Annotated in this window: 18 protein-coding genes; 10 read left to right on the plus strand and 8 right to left on the minus strand. The window is 59.1% G+C overall.

The features are described from left to right. Position 1 precedes the first annotated feature (1 nt). From AC2FMY_RS11455 to sucC, 6 genes are all read right to left on the minus strand, one after another. The gene (locus AC2FMY_RS11455; protein ID WP_480748725.1) at positions 2 to 2,959 is read right to left on the minus strand and encodes a 2-oxoglutarate dehydrogenase E1 component; all 2,958 of its coding nucleotides are present in this window, start codon (positions 2,957 to 2,959) and stop codon (positions 2 to 4) included. After that, entirely contained in the window at positions 2,956 to 3,495 is a 540-nt protein-coding gene (locus AC2FMY_RS11460; protein WP_496744510.1) for a DUF805 domain-containing protein, read from the minus strand. The genes AC2FMY_RS11455 and AC2FMY_RS11460 overlap by 4 nt, the downstream gene beginning before the upstream one ends. Further along, positions 3,492 to 4,133 carry a hypothetical protein gene (locus AC2FMY_RS11465; protein ID WP_496807406.1) on the minus strand — a complete coding sequence of 214 codons (642 nt, stop codon included), beginning with the start codon at positions 4,131 to 4,133 and terminating at the stop codon, positions 3,492 to 3,494. The genes AC2FMY_RS11460 and AC2FMY_RS11465 overlap by 4 nt, the downstream gene beginning before the upstream one ends. Positions 4,134 to 4,181: 48 nt before the next feature. Continuing rightward, complete coding sequence (sucD, locus tag AC2FMY_RS11470; RefSeq protein WP_496744506.1) at positions 4,182 to 5,063, minus strand: succinate--CoA ligase subunit alpha; 882 nt, start codon at positions 5,061 to 5,063, stop codon at positions 4,182 to 4,184. 104 nt (positions 5,064 to 5,167) lie between these two features. Beyond that, positions 5,168 to 5,716 (minus strand): hypothetical protein, encoded by a 549-nt coding sequence (locus tag AC2FMY_RS11475; RefSeq protein ID WP_496807407.1) that lies wholly within the window; start codon positions 5,714 to 5,716, stop codon positions 5,168 to 5,170. Positions 5,717 to 5,721: 5 nt separating this feature from the next. Next, a complete protein-coding gene (gene sucC / locus AC2FMY_RS11480) occupies positions 5,722 to 6,915 on the minus strand; it encodes an ADP-forming succinate--CoA ligase subunit beta (RefSeq protein WP_480748729.1) in 1,194 nt (397 codons plus the stop codon). Positions 6,916 to 7,206: 291 nt separating this feature from the next. Between sucC and AC2FMY_RS11485 the strand changes: the two genes are divergently transcribed. Further along, positions 7,207 to 7,818, plus strand: coding sequence for a sulfotransferase family 2 domain-containing protein (locus AC2FMY_RS11485; RefSeq protein ID WP_496807423.1), 612 nt, complete (start codon positions 7,207 to 7,209; stop codon positions 7,816 to 7,818). Positions 7,819 to 7,928: 110 nt separating this feature from the next. Here AC2FMY_RS11485 and mdh read toward each other — a convergent pair whose 3' ends face one another. Further along, on the minus strand, positions 7,929 to 8,891 hold the full coding sequence (gene mdh, locus AC2FMY_RS11490; RefSeq protein ID WP_480748730.1) for a malate dehydrogenase: 963 nt from the start codon (positions 8,889 to 8,891) through the stop codon (positions 7,929 to 7,931). Between the two features lie 160 nt (positions 8,892 to 9,051). On the opposite strand from mdh, the gene AC2FMY_RS11495 reads away from it, so the two are divergent. Further along, positions 9,052 to 9,807, plus strand: coding sequence for a sulfite exporter TauE/SafE family protein (locus AC2FMY_RS11495; protein WP_496744501.1), 756 nt, complete (start codon positions 9,052 to 9,054; stop codon positions 9,805 to 9,807). On the opposite strand, the gene AC2FMY_RS11500 is transcribed toward AC2FMY_RS11495, so the two are convergent. Further along, complete coding sequence (locus tag AC2FMY_RS11500) at positions 9,804 to 10,112, minus strand: hypothetical protein (protein ID WP_496744499.1); 309 nt, start codon at positions 10,110 to 10,112, stop codon at positions 9,804 to 9,806. The two genes, AC2FMY_RS11495 and AC2FMY_RS11500, sit on opposite strands and share 4 nt — an antisense overlap. A 177-nt stretch (positions 10,113 to 10,289) precedes the next feature. Between AC2FMY_RS11500 and AC2FMY_RS11505 the strand changes: the two genes are divergently transcribed. From AC2FMY_RS11505 to sdhA, 8 genes are all read left to right on the plus strand, one after another. After that, positions 10,290 to 11,147 (plus strand): HpcH/HpaI aldolase/citrate lyase family protein, encoded by an 858-nt coding sequence (locus AC2FMY_RS11505; RefSeq protein WP_496744498.1) that lies wholly within the window; start codon positions 10,290 to 10,292, stop codon positions 11,145 to 11,147. 7 nt (positions 11,148 to 11,154) lie between these two features. After that, entirely contained in the window at positions 11,155 to 11,709 is a 555-nt protein-coding gene (locus tag AC2FMY_RS11510; protein ID WP_496807408.1) for an NnrU family protein, read from the plus strand. Between the two features lie 9 nt (positions 11,710 to 11,718). Then, entirely contained in the window at positions 11,719 to 11,925 is a 207-nt protein-coding gene (locus AC2FMY_RS11515) for a DUF1737 domain-containing protein (protein ID WP_480748735.1), read from the plus strand. Continuing rightward, positions 11,925 to 12,953 carry a MaoC family dehydratase gene (locus AC2FMY_RS11520; protein ID WP_480748736.1) on the plus strand — a complete coding sequence of 343 codons (1,029 nt, stop codon included), beginning with the start codon at positions 11,925 to 11,927 and terminating at the stop codon, positions 12,951 to 12,953. Before AC2FMY_RS11515 ends, AC2FMY_RS11520 begins: the two co-directional genes overlap by 1 nt. A gap of 59 nt (positions 12,954 to 13,012) precedes the next feature. Next, positions 13,013 to 13,681 carry a DUF1194 domain-containing protein gene (locus AC2FMY_RS11525; RefSeq protein WP_496807409.1) on the plus strand — a complete coding sequence of 223 codons (669 nt, stop codon included), beginning with the start codon at positions 13,013 to 13,015 and terminating at the stop codon, positions 13,679 to 13,681. Positions 13,682 to 13,895: 214 nt separating this feature from the next. Continuing rightward, on the plus strand, positions 13,896 to 14,282 hold the full coding sequence (sdhC, locus tag AC2FMY_RS11530) for a succinate dehydrogenase, cytochrome b556 subunit (RefSeq protein WP_480748738.1): 387 nt from the start codon (positions 13,896 to 13,898) through the stop codon (positions 14,280 to 14,282). 12 nt (positions 14,283 to 14,294) lie between these two features. Next, positions 14,295 to 14,666 (plus strand): succinate dehydrogenase, hydrophobic membrane anchor protein, encoded by a 372-nt coding sequence (gene sdhD / locus AC2FMY_RS11535; protein WP_480748739.1) that lies wholly within the window; start codon positions 14,295 to 14,297, stop codon positions 14,664 to 14,666. Positions 14,667 to 14,685: 19 nt separating this feature from the next. Next, the gene (gene sdhA, locus AC2FMY_RS11540; protein WP_496744492.1) at positions 14,686 to 16,491 is read left to right on the plus strand and encodes a succinate dehydrogenase flavoprotein subunit; all 1,806 of its coding nucleotides are present in this window, start codon (positions 14,686 to 14,688) and stop codon (positions 16,489 to 16,491) included. Positions 16,492 to 16,495 lie beyond the last annotated feature (4 nt).

The following is a 16,495-nucleotide window of genomic DNA, read 5'->3' on the forward strand; positions in this document are numbered from 1 at the left end:
CTTACTTTCCTTCGATGCTCAGCGCTTCGTTCACGAGCGCCTCTTGTTGGGCTTTGTGTTGGCTGGCCAGACCGGTCGCGGGCGAGGCCGAGGTTGCGCGGCCCACATAGGCCGGTCGGGGGTGTTTCGCGCCAATGCGGGTCAGGACCCATTCGATATTGGGTTCAATAAAGGTCCATGCGCCCTGGTTCTTGGGTTCTTCCTGGCACCAGACCATTTCGGCCTGCTTGAACCGCTCCAGTTCGTTGATCAGCGAATGGGCGGGGAAGGGATAGAACTGTTCGATCCGCATTAGATAAACGTCGTCGATGCCGCGCGCGTCGCGCTCTTCCAGCAGGTCGAAATAGACCTTGCCCGAACACATGACAACCCGCTTGATCTTGTCGTCGGCGACCAGTTTGGTGTCCGAGTTGCCTTTTTGCGCGTCATCCCACAGCACCCGGTGAAAGCTGGAACCGGTGGTGAAATCCTCGGCTTCGCTGATCGCCAGCTTGTGGCGCAACAGGGATTTCGGCGTCACCAGGATCAGCGGTTTGCGGAAGGTGCGGTGCAACTGGCGGCGCAGGATGTGGAAATAGTTCGCGGGCGTGGTGCAGTTGGCCACGATCCAGTTGTCCTGGCCGCACATCTGCAGATACCGCTCGAGCCGCGCGGACGAGTGTTCGGGGCCTTGACCCTCGAAGCCGTGTGGCAGCAGGCAGACCAGACCGGACATGCGCAGCCATTTGCTTTCGCCTGAGCTGATGAACTGGTCGAACATGATTTGCGCACCGTTTGCGAAATCGCCGAACTGGGCCTCCCACAGGACCAGCGCGTTGGGTTCGGCCAGCGAATAGCCATACTCGAAGCCCAGCACGGCGTATTCGCTGAGCATCGAGTCGATCACATCGTATTGCGCTTGTCCCGTCCGGATGTTGTTCAGCGGGTAATAACGTTCTTCGGTTTCCTGGTGGATGAAGCCCGAATGGCGCTGGCTGAAGGTGCCGCGCGTTGCGTCCTGACCGGCCAGACGTACCGGGTAGCCCTCGGTCAGCAACGAGCCGAATGCCAGCGCCTCGCCGGTGGCCCAGTCGAACCCCTTGCCGGTCTCGAACATCTGCGCCTTGGCTTCCAGAAGACGCCCGACTGTCTTGTGTAGCGCGTAACCTTCGGGCGCACGGGTCAGCGCCGCGCCGACCTCGGCAAGAGTTTCTGGGGAAATGGCCGTTTCGCCACGGACATAGTCATCCTTGTTCTTGTCCAGATGCGACCAGCGCCCATCCAGCCAGTCGGCCTTGTTGGGTTTGTAATCTTTGCCCGATTCAAACTCGTCGTTCAGATGCGCCTGGAAGGCGGCCTTCATGTCCTCGATCTCGCCCTCGGGGATCAGGCCGTCCTTGACCAACCGCTCTGTGTAAAGGCTGAGAGTGGTCTTATGCGTCTTGATCTTCTTGTACATGATCGGGTTGGTGAACATGGGCTCGTCGCCCTCGTTGTGACCGAACCGGCGATAGCAGAAGATGTCGATGACCACGTCCTTGTGGAATTTTTGCCGGAACTCGGTCGCCACCTTGGCCGCATGCACAACCGCCTCGGGGTCGTCGCCGTTGACGTGAAAGATCGGCGCCTCGACCATCAGCGCGATGTCGGTCGGATAGGGGCTGGATCGCGAGAAGTGCGGCGCGGTGGTGAACCCGATCTGGTTGTTGACAATGATATGCATGGTGCCGCCGGTTCGGTGCCCCTTGAGCCCGGAAAGGCCGAAGCCCTCGGCCACGACCCCCTGACCGGCAAAGGCAGCATCGCCGTGCAGCAATATGCCCATGACCTTGGTGCGTTCGACATCGCCCAATTGATCCTGTTTGGCGCGGACCTTGCCCAGCACCACCGGGTTCACCGCCTCGAGGTGCGATGGGTTGGCGGTCAGCGACAGGTGTACGGTGTTGCCGTCGAACTCGCGGTCGCTGGACGCGCCCAGATGGTATTTCACGTCGCCCGAGCCGTCGACGTCCTCGGGCTTGAAACTGCCGCCCTGGAACTCGTTGAAGATCGCGCGATAGGGCTTGCCCATCACGTTGGCCAGAATGTTCAGGCGGCCACGGTGCGGCATGCCGATGACGATGTCGCTGAGGCCAAGGGCACCACCACGCTTGATGATCTGCTCCATCGCCGGGATCAGGCTTTCGCCGCCGTCCAGACCGAACCGCTTGGTGCCCATGTATTTGACGTGCAGGAATTTTTCGAACCCTTCGGCTTCGACCATCTTGTTGAGGATGGCCTTGCGCCCTTCGCGGGTGAACGAGATTTCCTTGCCATACCCTTCGATCCGCTCTTTCAGCCATGCGGCCTGCGCCGGGTCGGATATATGCATGTACTGCATCGCGAAGGTGCCGCAATAGGTACGCTTTACGATTTCAACGATCTGCCGCATCGAGGCCATTTGCAGGCCCAGTACGTTGTCGATGAAAATCGGCCGGTCCATGTCGGCATCTGTGAACCCATAGGTCTTGGGATCAAGCTCGGGATGCGGGGTGTTGGCGCGCATGCCCAGCGGGTCCAGATCAGCCACGAGATGGCCCCGGATGCGATAGGCCCGGATCAGCATCAGCGCCCGGATCGAATCCAGCACCGCACGTTTGATCTGGTCTTCGCTGACCTCAACGCCGGTGGCGACGGCCTTGTCCTTGATCTTGTTGCCCGCCGCCTTGGCGTCGATCTCGGCCCATTCGCCCGTCAACGCGCCGGTCAGGTCGTCGGCAGGCATCGGCGGCCAGTCTGTTCGCGCCCAGGAGGGGCCTTGCGCCTCTTTCTTCACGTCCAGATCGGCGTCGCCCATCTGACGAAAGAACTCGCCCCAGGCCGCGTCCACGGCACCGGGGTCGTTGGCGTATTGGGCATAGAGCTGCTCCAGATATTCCGCATTGTGCCCCTGCATGAAACTGGAGGCGTGAAAGACGTCGTTGGGCGTATGTTCGGTCATGGGGCTACCTCATATGGGTTGGGACCGTATTGATTGGTGCCTGGCTGGCTGGGGCGGGTCAACCACCACAGGACCAGGAGGGGCGACACAACCAGAACCAGCAGTGTCGGAAGAACGATGAGCAGGGTTGCCCGCGTGAACAGGATATCCAGCGTGCCGCCGTGGAACTGGCTGGCTAGGCCGATACCAAAAACCAGAACGGCCAGCGCACCGAGGATCAGCAGGATTGGCAGCAAAGCATAAAGCCCACTGCGTCCGGTATCATGCATGCGTCGCCACACGACGGCCAGATGCGGGAAAAAGATGATCAAGCTGACCATGGTCTGCACCGGACCTGTTGAGATGGCCGTGACGGATTTGGAAGTCTCGGTTTCAGTCACTACAACCTGAGTGAAGAACTGCCAGTCGATGATCCCGGCGATCATGTTCCAGATCATGATGAACAGGAAAAAGAACCAGTATTCGGGTCGCGAGGCACGACCCGAGAAGGTGAAGAACTTGGAGAAACAGGTGCGGATGGCGTCGGAGAAGGTCATTCTGACTTCTCCATGTGTTTTGAGGTGAACGTTGAGTAAACAGTTGCAACATCTATGTGAGATTCTGACACTGTTGAAATACGCTCTGTGTTCAGGATGGCCCCATTAAGACTTCGTTTGAGTCCGTTGCCCTCGGATGATTGCGGGCGAAGATGGTAGACAGGTGGAAGCGTTTGTGGATCCCGCCCAGTGTCTCCCAGCAATTGCTGAAATGTAAATGGAGAGTCTTCATCTTTGAGCGCGAGCAGGCAGGATAATTGACCGTGGACTTCGTGCTCGAAACTGTCGACACGCAAGACGCTACCGGATTGTTCCCGAACAAACCAACGATCTTTCTTTTGCGAGGTTTCGATCTGCTTTAGATTGCGTACACCGGCCGCATTCTTGATTGCTTGCTCCCATGTGCTCGCAATTCGGGGGTTCGGAACGTCCCCGAAGCCAAGATGATTATACAAAAAAGTCGCCGCATATGACCGTATCGCGCGGTCATCGAGATCCGCGGGCGCGCTAACGATCCAGCCGAGTTTTGTGAGGGTGTCGGTCAAACTTGCCAAATCAGTGGTCGACTGGCAGGCGGCGATGGTTTCCGATGCAAAGTTTTTTTCATTCGCAGCCGCAGGGACGGTTGTGGCCGCCAAGATGGCAGCCACAAGGCCAAACAGAAATTTCCCGCCCCAAGTCACAGCTTACCCAATCGCTTCCAGCACAGCCTCACCCAGCTGCGCCGGGCTTTCGGCCACGACGATCCCGGCCGAGCGCATGGCTTCGATCTTGTCCTCGGCACCGCCCTTGCCGCCGGCGACAATCGCGCCCGCGTGGCCCATGCGGCGGCCCGGAGGGGCCGTGCGGCCTGCGATGAAACCGGCGACCGGCTTTTTGCGGCCCTTCCTGGCCTCATCTGCCAGGAACTGTGCGGCTTCTTCCTCGGCCGAGCCGCCGATTTCGCCGATCATGATGATCGAAGTGGTTTCGTCATCGGCCAGGAACCATTCCAGCACGTCGATATGTTCGGTGCCCTTGATCGGGTCGCCGCCAATGCCCACACAGGTGGATTGGCCCAGTCCTACGTCAGTTGTCTGTTTCACAGCTTCATAAGTAAGCGTACCCGAGCGGGAAACGACACCCACGCTCCCGCGTTTGTGAATGTGGCCGGGCATGATGCCGATCTTGCAGGCGTCAGGCGTGATGACACCGGGGCAGTTCGGCCCGATCAGGCGCGACTTGCTGCCTTCCAGCGCGCGCTTCACCTTCATCATGTCCAGAACCGGGATGCCTTCGGTGATGCAGACGATCACTTCCATCTCGGCATCAATCGCTTCGAGGATCGAGTCGGCCGCAAAAGGCGGCGGGACATAGATCACGCTGGCATTGGCTTCGGTCACATGCTTGGCCTCGTGGACCGAGTTGAACACGGGCAAACCCAGGTGTTCCATCCCGCCTTTGCCGGGGGTCACGCCGCCGACCATCTTGGTGCCATAGGCGATGGCCTGTTCAGAGTGGAATGTGCCCTGCGAGCCGGTAAAGCCCTGACAGATCACTTTGGTATTTTCGTCGATGAGGACTGCCATTTTAGGTGTCTCCTTGTCTTGATCCTAGGATGGGACCACCTGTTTTGGAGGTGGTCCTATCCTGCTGGGTGTTCCGGAAGGGAATGTCCGTTGGCGCAATCGTGCTACCTGTTGAACTGTAGAATGATGACGTTTCCCTGGTTGCTGGTTGCATATTTCGTGTAGGCAGCAAACTCGGTGCCGCCGTTGACCAAAAAGTCGATCTTGCGGCCATTCTGAAAATGCCGCGTCTCTCTCTTGAAGCCGCGTTTGGACCATGTGGAGTCGGCTATGTCACGAAAAGCGTAAATGTTGTTCGAAGACATTCCCCCAATGTTCACGCTACATTCGGACGTTCCGACAGTGCGTACGGAAACGTAATTGCGCTGAAGAAGGAAACTTGGCCTGCCAAGGTCTTTGGTCCAGCCGAACATGGTTTTTTTAAAACCTCTATCGGTCAAAGACGACAGAGGTGTTCCTTTCAGAAAGAAAGACGCACAAGCATTTGCACCCGCGGCAACGAACTCTTTTGCCAACGGTATTTCATCAGCAATGGCTGATGCCACTGTCGGCTGTTCTTCCCATGCTTTCTGCGCACTGCTTGTTTCGTTCGTAGTTTGGCAAGCAGTCGCAAAAAGCAAAGCAAAGAGAGCCGATGTTAGTCGAGCCTTCATCCGTCTCAGCCCTTCACCGCCTTAACGATCTTCTCGGCACCGTCTTTCAGGTTGTCCGCCGCGATCACGTCCAGGCCAGAGGTGTTGATGATCTCTTTGCCTTTCTCGACATTCGTGCCTTCCAGACGCACGACCAGCGGAACCTGCAGGCCGACCTCTTTCACCGCGGCGACAACGCCCTCGGCGATGACGTCACAGCGCATGATGCCGCCGAAGATGTTGACCAGGATGCCTTTGACGTTCGGGTCCGAGGTGATGATCTTGAACGCCTCGGTCACTTTCTCTTTGGTCGCACCGCCGCCCACGTCGAGGAAGTTGGCAGGCTCGGCCCCGTAGAGCTTGATGATGTCCATGGTGGCCATGGCCAGACCGGCACCGTTCACCATGCAGCCGATCTCACCATCCAGCGCGATGTAGTTGAGGTCGTACTTGGAGGCTTCCAGTTCCTTGGGGTCTTCCTCGGTCGTGTCGCGCAGTTCGGCGATGTCGGGGTGGCGATAGACAGCGTTGCCGTCAAAGCCCATCTTTGCGTCGAGGCATTTCAGATCGCCCGCGTCGGTCACGATCAGCGGGTTGATTTCCAGCATCTCCATGTCTTTGTCGACGAACATCTTGTACAGCGTACCCATCAGCGCGACACACTGTTTCACCTGTTTGCCTTCGAGGCCCAGCATGAATGCGATGCGGCGTCCATGATAGGGCTGATAGCCGGTTGCCGGGTCGACCGAGAAGGACAGGATCTTTTCAGGTGTCTCGGCGGCGACCTCTTCGATGTCCATACCGCCCTCGGTCGAGCAGACAAAGGAAATGCGGCTGGTGCCACGGTCCACCAGCAGGGCCAGGTACATCTCTGTCTGAATGCCCGAGCCGTCCTCGATATAGATGCGGTTCACCTGCTTGCCGACCGGGCCGGTCTGATGCGTCACCAGAGTGCGGCCCAGCATCTTCTTGGCTTCCTCGGCAGCTTCCTCGACCGACTTGGTCAGGCGCACGCCCCCCTTTTCGCCGGCGTCGGATTCTTTGAAGTGCCCTTTGCCGCGCCCGCCTGCGTGAATCTGGGCTTTTACCACCCACATCGGGCCGTCGAGCGCACCGGCGGCGGTTTTCGCCTCTTCCGCGCGCAGAACGACACGCCCGTCGGAAACCGGCGCACCGTAACTGCGAAGAAGAGCCTTGGCTTGGTATTCGTGAATGTTCATCGAAACTGTCCCGTGTGACTGCGATTTCACCGATATAGGCGTGTTCGGCATCCGGATTTAAAGGGTTTTTTGCCGAAATGGGGGATTTTCACGAAGATTTTTATGTTTTGTGATCACAGGTTTTTTAGGTGTGATCACATACGGAAATGGTTGGCTTGGGAAACAGCGCTCTGTGCGACTCGGCTTGGCTGTCTTGCAAACGATGGTGTTGAGAGAGATCCCGACCTGTGCAATGTCGGGGTAAGACAAACAAGGCCGGATTCCAAGGCCGGAGCTTCATACTGGTGGATCATGCCTCTTGCGCGGATATCTCAATCTATACTGTTTTTTGTGCACATTCCCAAAACGGGTGGGACCAGCATTGAGAGATATCTGGCGCTGAAAGGCCCGCTTGCCCTGCGGCATGGTCGTAGAATGGGATGGTCAGCCACGGTTGCTCAGCACATGGATTCGCATATTCACTCCAAATTGGTTCCGCGCGAGTTTTATGATCACTCCTTTGCCGTATTCCGCGACCCGGTGTCCCGGATAGTCAGCGAGTATAGATACCGTGCCGCAGGCAAGGCGAACCCGAAGCCCTTTGATGATTGGGTCAAGGCGGCTTTTGACCGGTATGGACGGGATGAATACACGTTCGACAACCATATCAAACCTCAGGCCGACTTCGTCGTGCCTGATACAAAGCTGTTCAGGTTCGAGGATGGTTTGGCGCAGGTATTTGATTGGGTTGACGAGGCAACCGGCACCGAACCGGCCGACCACGGTATCTGGGAAAACAGATCGGCGAAACTGAAGGTTGCGGTATCGGACGCGATCCGGGGGGACATCGAACGCTTCTATGCTGTTGACTACCGTATGATCGAAACGTGGGAACGCCAGCAAGAAGCTGAAAACCGACTCTAATATCAACCGGCCGGGTCGTGCGGCCTTGCAATGTCGCCGATTGCGGGTGGTGACATCAGCAAAGGATCGGCCCGATACGAGCCGATCCTGATTTTGCGGAATGCGACTCGTCAGGCCAGCGAGCCGTCGATGCCCTTGCACGCTTCGATCAAGCCCTTGACGGCGTTGACCGAATTGTCGAAGCCTTCCTGTTCGACAGCGTTGAGCTTGATGTTCACGATCTTCTCGATGCCGCCTGCGCCGATCACGGTCGGAACACCGACATACATGCCGCTCACGCCCAGTTCGCCATCGCAATAGGCGGCACAGGGCAGGACGCGTTTTTGGTCCTTGAGGTAAGCTTCGGCCATTTCGATGGCGCTGGTGGCGGGCGCATAGTAGGCCGAACCGGTCTTCAGCAGGCCGACGATCTCGGCGCCACCGTCGCGGGTGCGCTGCACGATGGCATCAAGGCGCTCTTGCGTGGTCCAGCCCATTTCAACCAGATCGGGCAGCGGAATGCCGGCGACAGTCGAATAGCGCACCGAAGGCACCATCGTGTCACCGTGGCCGCCCAGAACAAATGCGGTCACGTCTTTCATCGACACGTTGAACTCTTCCGCCAGGAAGTGGCGGAAGCGGGCCGAATCCAGCACCCCGGCCATGCCGCAGACCTTGTTGTGGGGCAGGCCCGAGAACTCGCGCAGCGCCCAGACCATGGCGTCGAGCGGGTTGGTGATGCAGATCACGAATGCGTCGGGCGCATTGGCGGCGATGCCTTCGCCAACCGATTTCATGACCTTGAGGTTGATGCCCAGCAGGTCGTCGCGGCTCATGCCCGGCTTGCGGGGCACACCGGCGGTGACGATGCAGACGTCCGCGCCTGCGATATCCTCGTAGGACTGGGTACCTTTGAGTTTGGCGTCGAATCCTTCGGCCGGGCCGGATTCAGCGATGTCCAATGCCTTGCCTTCGGGGATACCCTCGGCAATGTCAAAGAGAACGACGTCGCCGAGTTCTTTCAGTGCGACGAGGTGGGCGAGCGTGCCGCCGATCTGACCTGCGCCGATCAGCGCGATCTTGGGTCTGGCCATTTGGAATATCTCCGGTCGGGTTTGAAATCGCGGTTTTGCTAGTCGTTAAAACGGCATCGCGCAAGGGTTCTGCAACGCGGCATGCGACCGCATACAGATTGCGCACGGCCTTCTGATTGCGCTAAAGGACTTGGGGAACAGGGGTTTCGGGGGCGCTGACGTGTTGGAAATCAACGTCTTGTTTTTCGTCGTTGCGATCCCGGCGGTGGTCTTTGCAGGCATTTCCAAGGGCGGTTTCGGTTCAGGCGTGGCCTTTGCATCAGCCTCGATTCTGGCGCTGATACTGGAACCGGGCCAGGCGCTTGCGCTGATGCTGCCGCTTTTGATGTTGATCGATCTGGCGACCTTGCGCCCCTATTGGAAGCGGTGGAGCCTGCCAGATGCCAGGTTGCTGATCCTCGGAGGCCTGCCCGGCGTCGCATTGGGGGCCTGCCTGTATCAGGTCACCGATGCAGATGTGCTGCGCCTGCTGATCGGCGGGATTTCGGTACTTTTCGTGATATGGCACCTTGGCCAGTCGCGGGGTTGGGCGCCATCACTTGCCAACCGGCTGCCTGCTTCGGTCGGGTTGCTGTCGGGCGTGGTTGCCGGGTTCACCAGCTTTGTCAGCCATGCCGGAGGCCCGCCTGCGGCCGTCTATCTGCTGTCACAACGGCTTTCGAAGACGCAGTTTCAGGCGACGACAGTTCTTGTTTTCTGGGCCATCAACATTGCCAAATTCGTCCCGTATGCTTTTCTTGGGATGTTCACACTCCAGACCGCAGTGGCGGATCTGCTGTTGGCCCCTTTCGCGTTGCTGGGCGCATGGCTTGGCGTCCGCGCGCATTGGATGGTGTCCGAGCGGGTGTTTTTCGGCATCGCCTATGTTTTGTTGATGGTCACGGGATGCAAATTGATCTGGGACGCCCTGACCTAGGCGTCCTGTCCGGATGCGGGCAGGTTGTCGGCCAGGGCTTCATAAGATTGACCCGATGCCACCAGACAGGTCACACCGTTGGGCAACGTGACGGTGATTGTCCAGGAACCGGTCTCGTCCGAGGCAAAAACCTCCATCACCACCCCCTGCTGGGCCAACCCGATCCCTCGACGGGTTTCACCAAAGGTTTCCGAAAGTCTTTCCAGAACCGCTTCACGCGGCGCACAGTTTTGCCCCTGTGCCTGCAACTGCTGAGCCGCCAGCGCCAGTATACCAAAGCTCATCGCCAATGCTATTTTGTTCATCGTATCACCCTTGCATGTTTGTAAGGAAAGGCTGCGTCAGAGAGGCTGACAGAGTGATGAAATGCGCGCGCGGTGCGTTGCTACGCGGCGATAATGCTGCAATGCGGCGTTTTAGCTCTTGAACTTTCCGGAAAAAAGGGGGCAGTTTTGCGCAACTTTATTTCTTGAGGGAAAACCATGGATCAACGCCTGCGCCCCTATCGCTCAGTACTTTACATTCCGGGATCCCGGGAGCGGGCTCTGGAAAAGGCCAGAACCTTGCCTGTCGATGCCATCATCTTTGATCTCGAGGATGCGGTTGCCGCGAATGAAAAGGACAACGCCCGCGAGACGCTCAAGGCGGCTCTGGCGGCGGGCGGTTATGGCGATCGGGTGCGGATCGTGCGAATCAACGGCCTCGACACCCCTTGGGGGCGGGCCGATGCCGAAGCAGTGCGCGAGATGGCGGCGGATGTCGTTCTGTTGCCCAAGGTGAACAGCGCCGCGGATGTAGAGGCGCTCGCTGCGATCACCGGCGATCTGCCGATTTGGGCGATGATGGAAACACCGCGCGGCATGCTGAACGCGGCGGAAATCGCGGCGCATCCGCTGATGGCGGGCTTCGTCATGGGCACGAACGACCTTGCCAAGGAGCTTCAGACCCGTTTCCGCCCTGACCGCACGCCCCTGATGACCTCACTGGGCCTGTGTGTTCTGGCGGCCAAGGCCGAGGGCCTGATCATCATCGACGGCGTCTACAACGCCTTCAAGGATGTCGAGGGGCTGGCCTCCGAATGTGAACAGGGCCGGGATATGGGTTTTGATGGCAAGACCCTGATCCACCCGGCGCAGGTGGATATCGCCAACGCCGCCTTTGCTCCGTCGGATAGCGAAGTCGACCTGGCCCGTCGCCAGATTGCCGCTTTCGAAGAAGTCACAGCGCGGGGGCAGGGGGTTGCCGTGGTGGATGGCAAGATCGTCGAAAATCTTCACGTTGCAACGGCCCGCGAAATTCTGGCAAAAGCAGAGGCGATTTTGATTTTGCAAGCGGGGTAGGCCGGCAATGGGCTTCGTTCTTCTGATCTTGGGTGTGGCGCTTTGGTGGGCCGCCCATCTGTTCAAACGTATTATGCCCGAGCGACGCGCCGCGATGGGCGAGTCTGGCAAAGGGTCGGTTGCCGCAGCACTGCTGGTGTCCATCGTTTTGATGGTCATCGGCTATCGCATGACCGATTTCATCCATGTCTGGTCACCGCCGACCTTCATGGTGCATATCAACAACCTGCTGGTGTTGATCGCGATCTGGATGATGAGCCCTGCGGGCACCAAGGGCCTGATCCTGAACAAAATGCGCCATCCGATGCTGGCGGGTTTCCGGGCATGGGCCGTGGCGCATCTGCTGGTAAACGGCGATCTTGCGTCGATCATCCTGTTCGGTGGCCTCTTCCTGTGGGGTATGGTCGAGGTTGTCGCGATCAACCGGGCAGAGCCAAACTGGACCCCGTCGCAGCCGGGCACGCTGGGCAAGGACGGTATGTTCTTTGTGGCCTCGATCGTTCTGCTGGTCGTCATCGGCTATGTTCATGGGCTCGTCGGCCCGTCACCCTTCCCGACATAAGGAAACAGCATGTCGAAGCTCTATCGCCTCCTGACCGAGGAGGACACGTCAGCATTCTGTCACAAGGTTTCGGATGCATTGGCCAAGGGGTGGGAATTGCATGGGTCTCCATCCTATGCCTTTGACCCTGCAAACAACGTCATGCGTTGCGCGCAGGCCGTAACCAAGGATGTCGAGGCCGACTATTCTCCGGCAATGAAACTGGGGCAGCAATGATGGCGAAGACCAACCCGGGCCGCTTTTTCGAGGATTATTCCGTCGGGCAAACCCTGATCCACGCGGTTCCACGCACGGTATCGGGGGGGGAGCGCGCATTGTACCACGCGCTTTACCCAGCACGCCACGCGCTTTACTCGTCGGACACATTTGCACAGTCCTGCGGTCTGCCGCAAAGCCCGATCGATGATCTGGCGGCGTTCCATGTGGTTTTTGGCAAGACAGTACCAGATGTGTCGCTGAACGCGGTCGCCAATCTGGGATATGCCGAGGGGCGTTGGCTGAAACCGGTCTGGCCCGGCGACACGCTGCGTTCTGTGTCCGAAGTGATCGGGCTCAAGCAGAACTCGAACGGCAAAACCGGGGTAGTTTGGGTGCGCACGCGCGGGCTGAACCAGCGCGACGAGGTGGTCATGGAATATGTCCGCTGGGTGATGGTGCGCAAATCGAACCTTGACGCCCCCGCACCGGATACCGTGGTACCGGAGCTTGACAAGGTCGTGCCTGCCGACCGGCTGGTGATCCCAGAAGGGCTGGATTTCTCGACCTACGATTTCGACCTGGCGGGCGAACCGCATCGCTGGGGCGACTATGAAGTCGGGGAAAAAATCGACCATGTTGATGGCGTGACCATCGAAGAAGCCGAACACATGATCGCCACCCGGTTGTGGCAGAACACCGCCAAGGTGCATTTTGACCTGACTTTCCGTCCCGAAGGCCGCCTGATTTATGGCGGTCACGTCATCTCGATGGCGCGCGCCTTGTCTTTCAACGGTCTGGCCAATGCCCAGATGATTGTGGGTCTGAACGGCGGCGCGCACGCCAATCCGTGTTTTGCCGGGGACACGGTAAAAGCCTGGACCGAAGTTCTGGACAAGGCGGACACTGGCGCGCCCGGCGTTGGTGCAATCCGTCTGCGGCTGGTGGCGACCAAGGGTGGCGAGGCGTTTGCGCTGAAAACCGACGAGGGTAAATACCGCCCCGAGGTGCTGTTGGATCTGGACTATTGGGCGTTGATGCCAAAGTAACATCGGGAACCTGACAGTCATGTGATCCCAACGCGGATTTTCCGTGCTAGGCTGGGGGCATGAACGTTCTGCGCTGCATTGCTTTCAGTGTTGTTCTGGCGCCGCCAGCGCCGCCAGCGGCGGCCTGCGATCTGGCGTTGGCCTTGGCTGTGGATGTTTCTGGTTCCGTTGATTCTCGGGAATACCGCCTTCAGATGGACGGCTTGGCCGAAGGCTTGCGCGACCCGGTAGTGTCCGAGGCGCTGGTGCGGGCCGAGGCGCAACTGATGCTGATCCAGTGGACAGGCGCGTCCCGCCAGCAGGTCACGATCCCCTGGACCAGCGTTGACAGTTTCGAAGCCCTTGAGGCGTTTGCGCGGAATGTGGAAAACGATCCCCGCATCTGGCGAAATTTTTCGACCGCGATCGGTGAGGCGCTGGAAGCGACGATGGCGACCTTTGCCGAAGTTCGGGATTGCTCGCGGCTGTTGATTGATGTTTCGGGGGATGGGGTTTCCAACGAAGGGATTGAACCGACAAAAACGCATGAGGGTTTGCGCGAATTGGGCATTACGGTCAATGCAATTGCCATTGAGGAAAGCGAGCCAGACTTGACCGCTTACTTTTACGAAAACGTCATTATTGGCGAAGGTGCTTTTGTCGTCACAGCCGGGGGCTTTCGGGATTATCCCGAGCGCATCCGGAAGAAATTGCTGCGCGAAGTTACCCAACAAACCGCGTTTCGGTGACAAGACAAGATTCGTGATCACAATGGCGGTTGCTTGATATCGCTCACATTCCCGCTCCGGCGGGGGCAACGTGATCACACAGATTGTCCGCGTGATCACAAACATGCAATATCCGCAGAATTGATCGCTTTTTCTGATCTTTTTGCACCTGCAGCGCGTGACAGATTCGGAAAATCGGGTAAAAACTCTCTCAACCAACCTGAAAGGAGCCACAATGGCCGATGTCAATCGGGGCAACCGCCCGCTTTCACCGCACCTGAGCATTTACCGGCCGCAGCTGACGTCGGTGACGTCCATTCTGACGCGCATCACCGGAAACGCACTCATCGTTGCGGCGCTGCTGATCGTCTGGTGGTTCCTCGCCGCCGCGACCTCGCCCGAGTACTACGCATTCGCCAATGCCGTGATCACGTCTTTGCTGGGTGACATAGTCATGGCGCTGTCGCTTTGGGGGCTGTGGTATCACACTCTGGCCGGCGTCCGGCATCTGGTTTGGGACAACGCAATCGGCCTGGACATCCCGACCGCCTACAAGCTGGGATGGGCTGTGGTGATCGGCTCGTTCGTCCTGACCATCCTGACCCTTCTGGTCATCGCATAACGGAGGCCGATGATGCGTTATCTTACCGACCGCAAACGTGCCGTTGGCATGGGGGCCGCGAAAGCCGGAACCGCTCATTTCTGGGCCATGAAAGTCAGCTCGGTGGCTCTGCTGATCCTTGTGCCACTGTTCGTCTTTACCTTTGGCCCGATGTTGGGTCAGCCACATGATGCAGTGCTGGACTACTTCTCGCGCCCGTTCCCGGCCATCGTCGCGGCGTTGACGCTGCTCGTCGGCTTCAAGCACTTTGCTGACGGCGCGCAGGTGATGCTTGAAGATTACGTCCATGGCCTGACGCAGAAAATTCTGATCATCGGCGTGATCTGCTTGTCCTATGCCGCCGCCGCGACCGGCCTTTTTGCTATCGCGCGCATCGCCCTCTAACGACCGGAGCTGAAAGAACATGGCTGCTTACGAATACGAAACGCATGAATATGACGTGGTCGTTGTCGGCGCTGGCGGTGCCGGTCTGCGGGCGACGCTGGGCATGGCCGAACAGGGCCTGCGCACCGCCTGTGTGACCAAGGTTTTCCCGACCCGCTCGCACACGGTTGCCGCACAAGGTGGGATCGCCGCTTCGCTGTCGAACATGGGGCCGGACAACTGGCAATGGCACATGTACGACACCGTCAAAGGGTCGGACTGGTTGGGCGATACCGACGCGATGGAATACCTGGCCCGCCACGCGCCCAAGGCGGTTTATGAGCTGGAGCATTACGGCGTACCCTTCAGCCGCACTGAAGAGGGCAAGATCTATCAGCGCCCCTTTGGCGGTCACACGACCGAGTTCGGCGAGGGCCCCGCGGTGCAACGGACTTGTGCCGCCGCCGACCGGACCGGCCACGCCATCCTGCACACGCTCTATGGCCAGAGCCTCAAGAACAACGCCGAGTTCTACATCGAGTATTTCGCCATCGATCTGATCATGTCCGATGACGGGCAATGTCAGGGGGTTGTCTGCTGGAAGCTGGACGACGGCACCATGCATGTCTTCAATGCCAAGATGGTGGTGCTGGCGACCGGCGGTTATGGGCGCGCCTACTTCTCGGCCACTTCGGCGCATACCTGCACCGGTGACGGCGGCGGCATGGTGGCACGTGCTGGACTGGCCCTGCAGGATATGGAGTTCGTACAGTTCCATCCGACCGGCATTTACGGTTCGGGCTGCCTGATCACCGAAGGTGCTCGGGGCGAAGGTGGATACCTGACCAACTCCGAAGGCGAGCGGTTCATGGAGCGTTACGCGCCTCAGTACAAGGACCTCGCGCCGCGTGACTATGTCAGCCGCTCGATGACCATGGAAATCCGCGAAGGCCGCGGCGTGGGCAAGGATGGCGATCACATCCACCTGAATCTTTCCCACCTGCCGCCCGAGGCTCTGGCAGAGCGTCTGCCAGGTATCTCGGAATCGGCCAAGATCTTTGCCGGAGTGGACGTGACCAAGGAACCGATCCCGGTTCTGCCGACCGTGCACTACAACATGGGCGGCATTCCGACCAACTATTGGGGCGAAGTGCTGAACCCGACCTCCGACAATCCGACCGCCGTCGTGCCTGGCCTGATGGCCGTGGGCGAGGCGGGTTGCGCTTCGGTACATGGCGCCAATCGCCTGGGTTCGAACTCGCTGATCGACCTGGTGGTCTTTGGCCGTGCCGCCGCGATTCGCGCTGGCACGGTCGTCGATGCCGAGGCGCCGAACCCGGTGTTGAACCAGACGTCGGTCGACAAGGCGTTTGATCGGTTCGACGGGCTGCGAAATGCCAGCGGAGGCGTCGCAACCGCCGACCTGCGGCTTGAGATGCAAAAGACCATGCAGGCGGACGCGGCAGTGTTCCGCACCTCGAAAACCATGGCCGAAGGCGTCGAGAAGATGACCGCCATCGCAGCCAAGTTGGACGACCTGAAAGTCACCGACCGGTCGTTGGTCTGGAACAGCGACCTGATGGAAACGCTGGAACTCACCAACCTGATGCCCAACGCGCTGGCCACCATCGTCGGTGCCGAGGCGCGCAAGGAAAGCCGCGGCGCGCATGCGCACGAGGATTTCACCACGCGCGACGACGAGAACTGGCGGGTGCATACAGTCAGCCGGGTTGAAGGCAACCAGGTCGACCTCAGCTATCGTCCCGTCATCGTTGATCCGCTGACCACCGAAGAAGAAGGCGGCATCAGCCTCAAGAAAATCGCGCCCAAGGCGCGGACGTTCTAAGGAG

Source organism: Ruegeria sp. YKSE079 (assembly GCF_059612845.1).

Bases quoted from the DNA above. Each gene is read 5' to 3' on its own strand.
- mdh (WP_480748730.1), bottom strand. From the start codon at position 8,891: ATGGCCAGACCCAAGATCGCGCTGATCGGCGCAGGTCAGATCGGCGGC.
- AC2FMY_RS11500 (WP_496744499.1), bottom strand. From the start codon at position 10,112: ATGAACAAAATAGCATTGGCGATGAGCTTTGGTATACTGGCGCTGGCG.
- AC2FMY_RS11505 (WP_496744498.1), top strand. From the start codon at position 10,290: ATGGATCAACGCCTGCGCCCCTATCGCTCAGTACTTTACATTCCGGGA.
- sucC (WP_480748729.1), bottom strand. From the start codon at position 6,915: ATGAACATTCACGAATACCAAGCCAAGGCTCTTCTTCGCAGTTACGGT.
- AC2FMY_RS11455 (WP_480748725.1), bottom strand. From the start codon at position 2,959: ATGACCGAACATACGCCCAACGACGTCTTTCACGCCTCCAGTTTCATG.
- sdhD (WP_480748739.1), top strand. From the start codon at position 14,295: ATGCGTTATCTTACCGACCGCAAACGTGCCGTTGGCATGGGGGCCGCG.
- AC2FMY_RS11485 (WP_496807423.1), top strand. From the start codon at position 7,207: ATGCCTCTTGCGCGGATATCTCAATCTATACTGTTTTTTGTGCACATT.
- AC2FMY_RS11525 (WP_496807409.1), top strand. From the start codon at position 13,013: ATGAACGTTCTGCGCTGCATTGCTTTCAGTGTTGTTCTGGCGCCGCCA.
- sdhC (WP_480748738.1), top strand. From the start codon at position 13,896: ATGGCCGATGTCAATCGGGGCAACCGCCCGCTTTCACCGCACCTGAGC.
- AC2FMY_RS11510 (WP_496807408.1), top strand. From the start codon at position 11,155: ATGGGCTTCGTTCTTCTGATCTTGGGTGTGGCGCTTTGGTGGGCCGCC.
- AC2FMY_RS11475 (WP_496807407.1), bottom strand. From the start codon at position 5,716: ATGAAGGCTCGACTAACATCGGCTCTCTTTGCTTTGCTTTTTGCGACT.
- sdhA (WP_496744492.1), top strand. From the start codon at position 14,686: ATGGCTGCTTACGAATACGAAACGCATGAATATGACGTGGTCGTTGTC.
- AC2FMY_RS11515 (WP_480748735.1), top strand. From the start codon at position 11,719: ATGTCGAAGCTCTATCGCCTCCTGACCGAGGAGGACACGTCAGCATTC.
- AC2FMY_RS11520 (WP_480748736.1), top strand. From the start codon at position 11,925: ATGGCGAAGACCAACCCGGGCCGCTTTTTCGAGGATTATTCCGTCGGG.
- sucD (WP_496744506.1), bottom strand. From the start codon at position 5,063: ATGGCAGTCCTCATCGACGAAAATACCAAAGTGATCTGTCAGGGCTTT.
- AC2FMY_RS11460 (WP_496744510.1), bottom strand. From the start codon at position 3,495: ATGACCTTCTCCGACGCCATCCGCACCTGTTTCTCCAAGTTCTTCACC.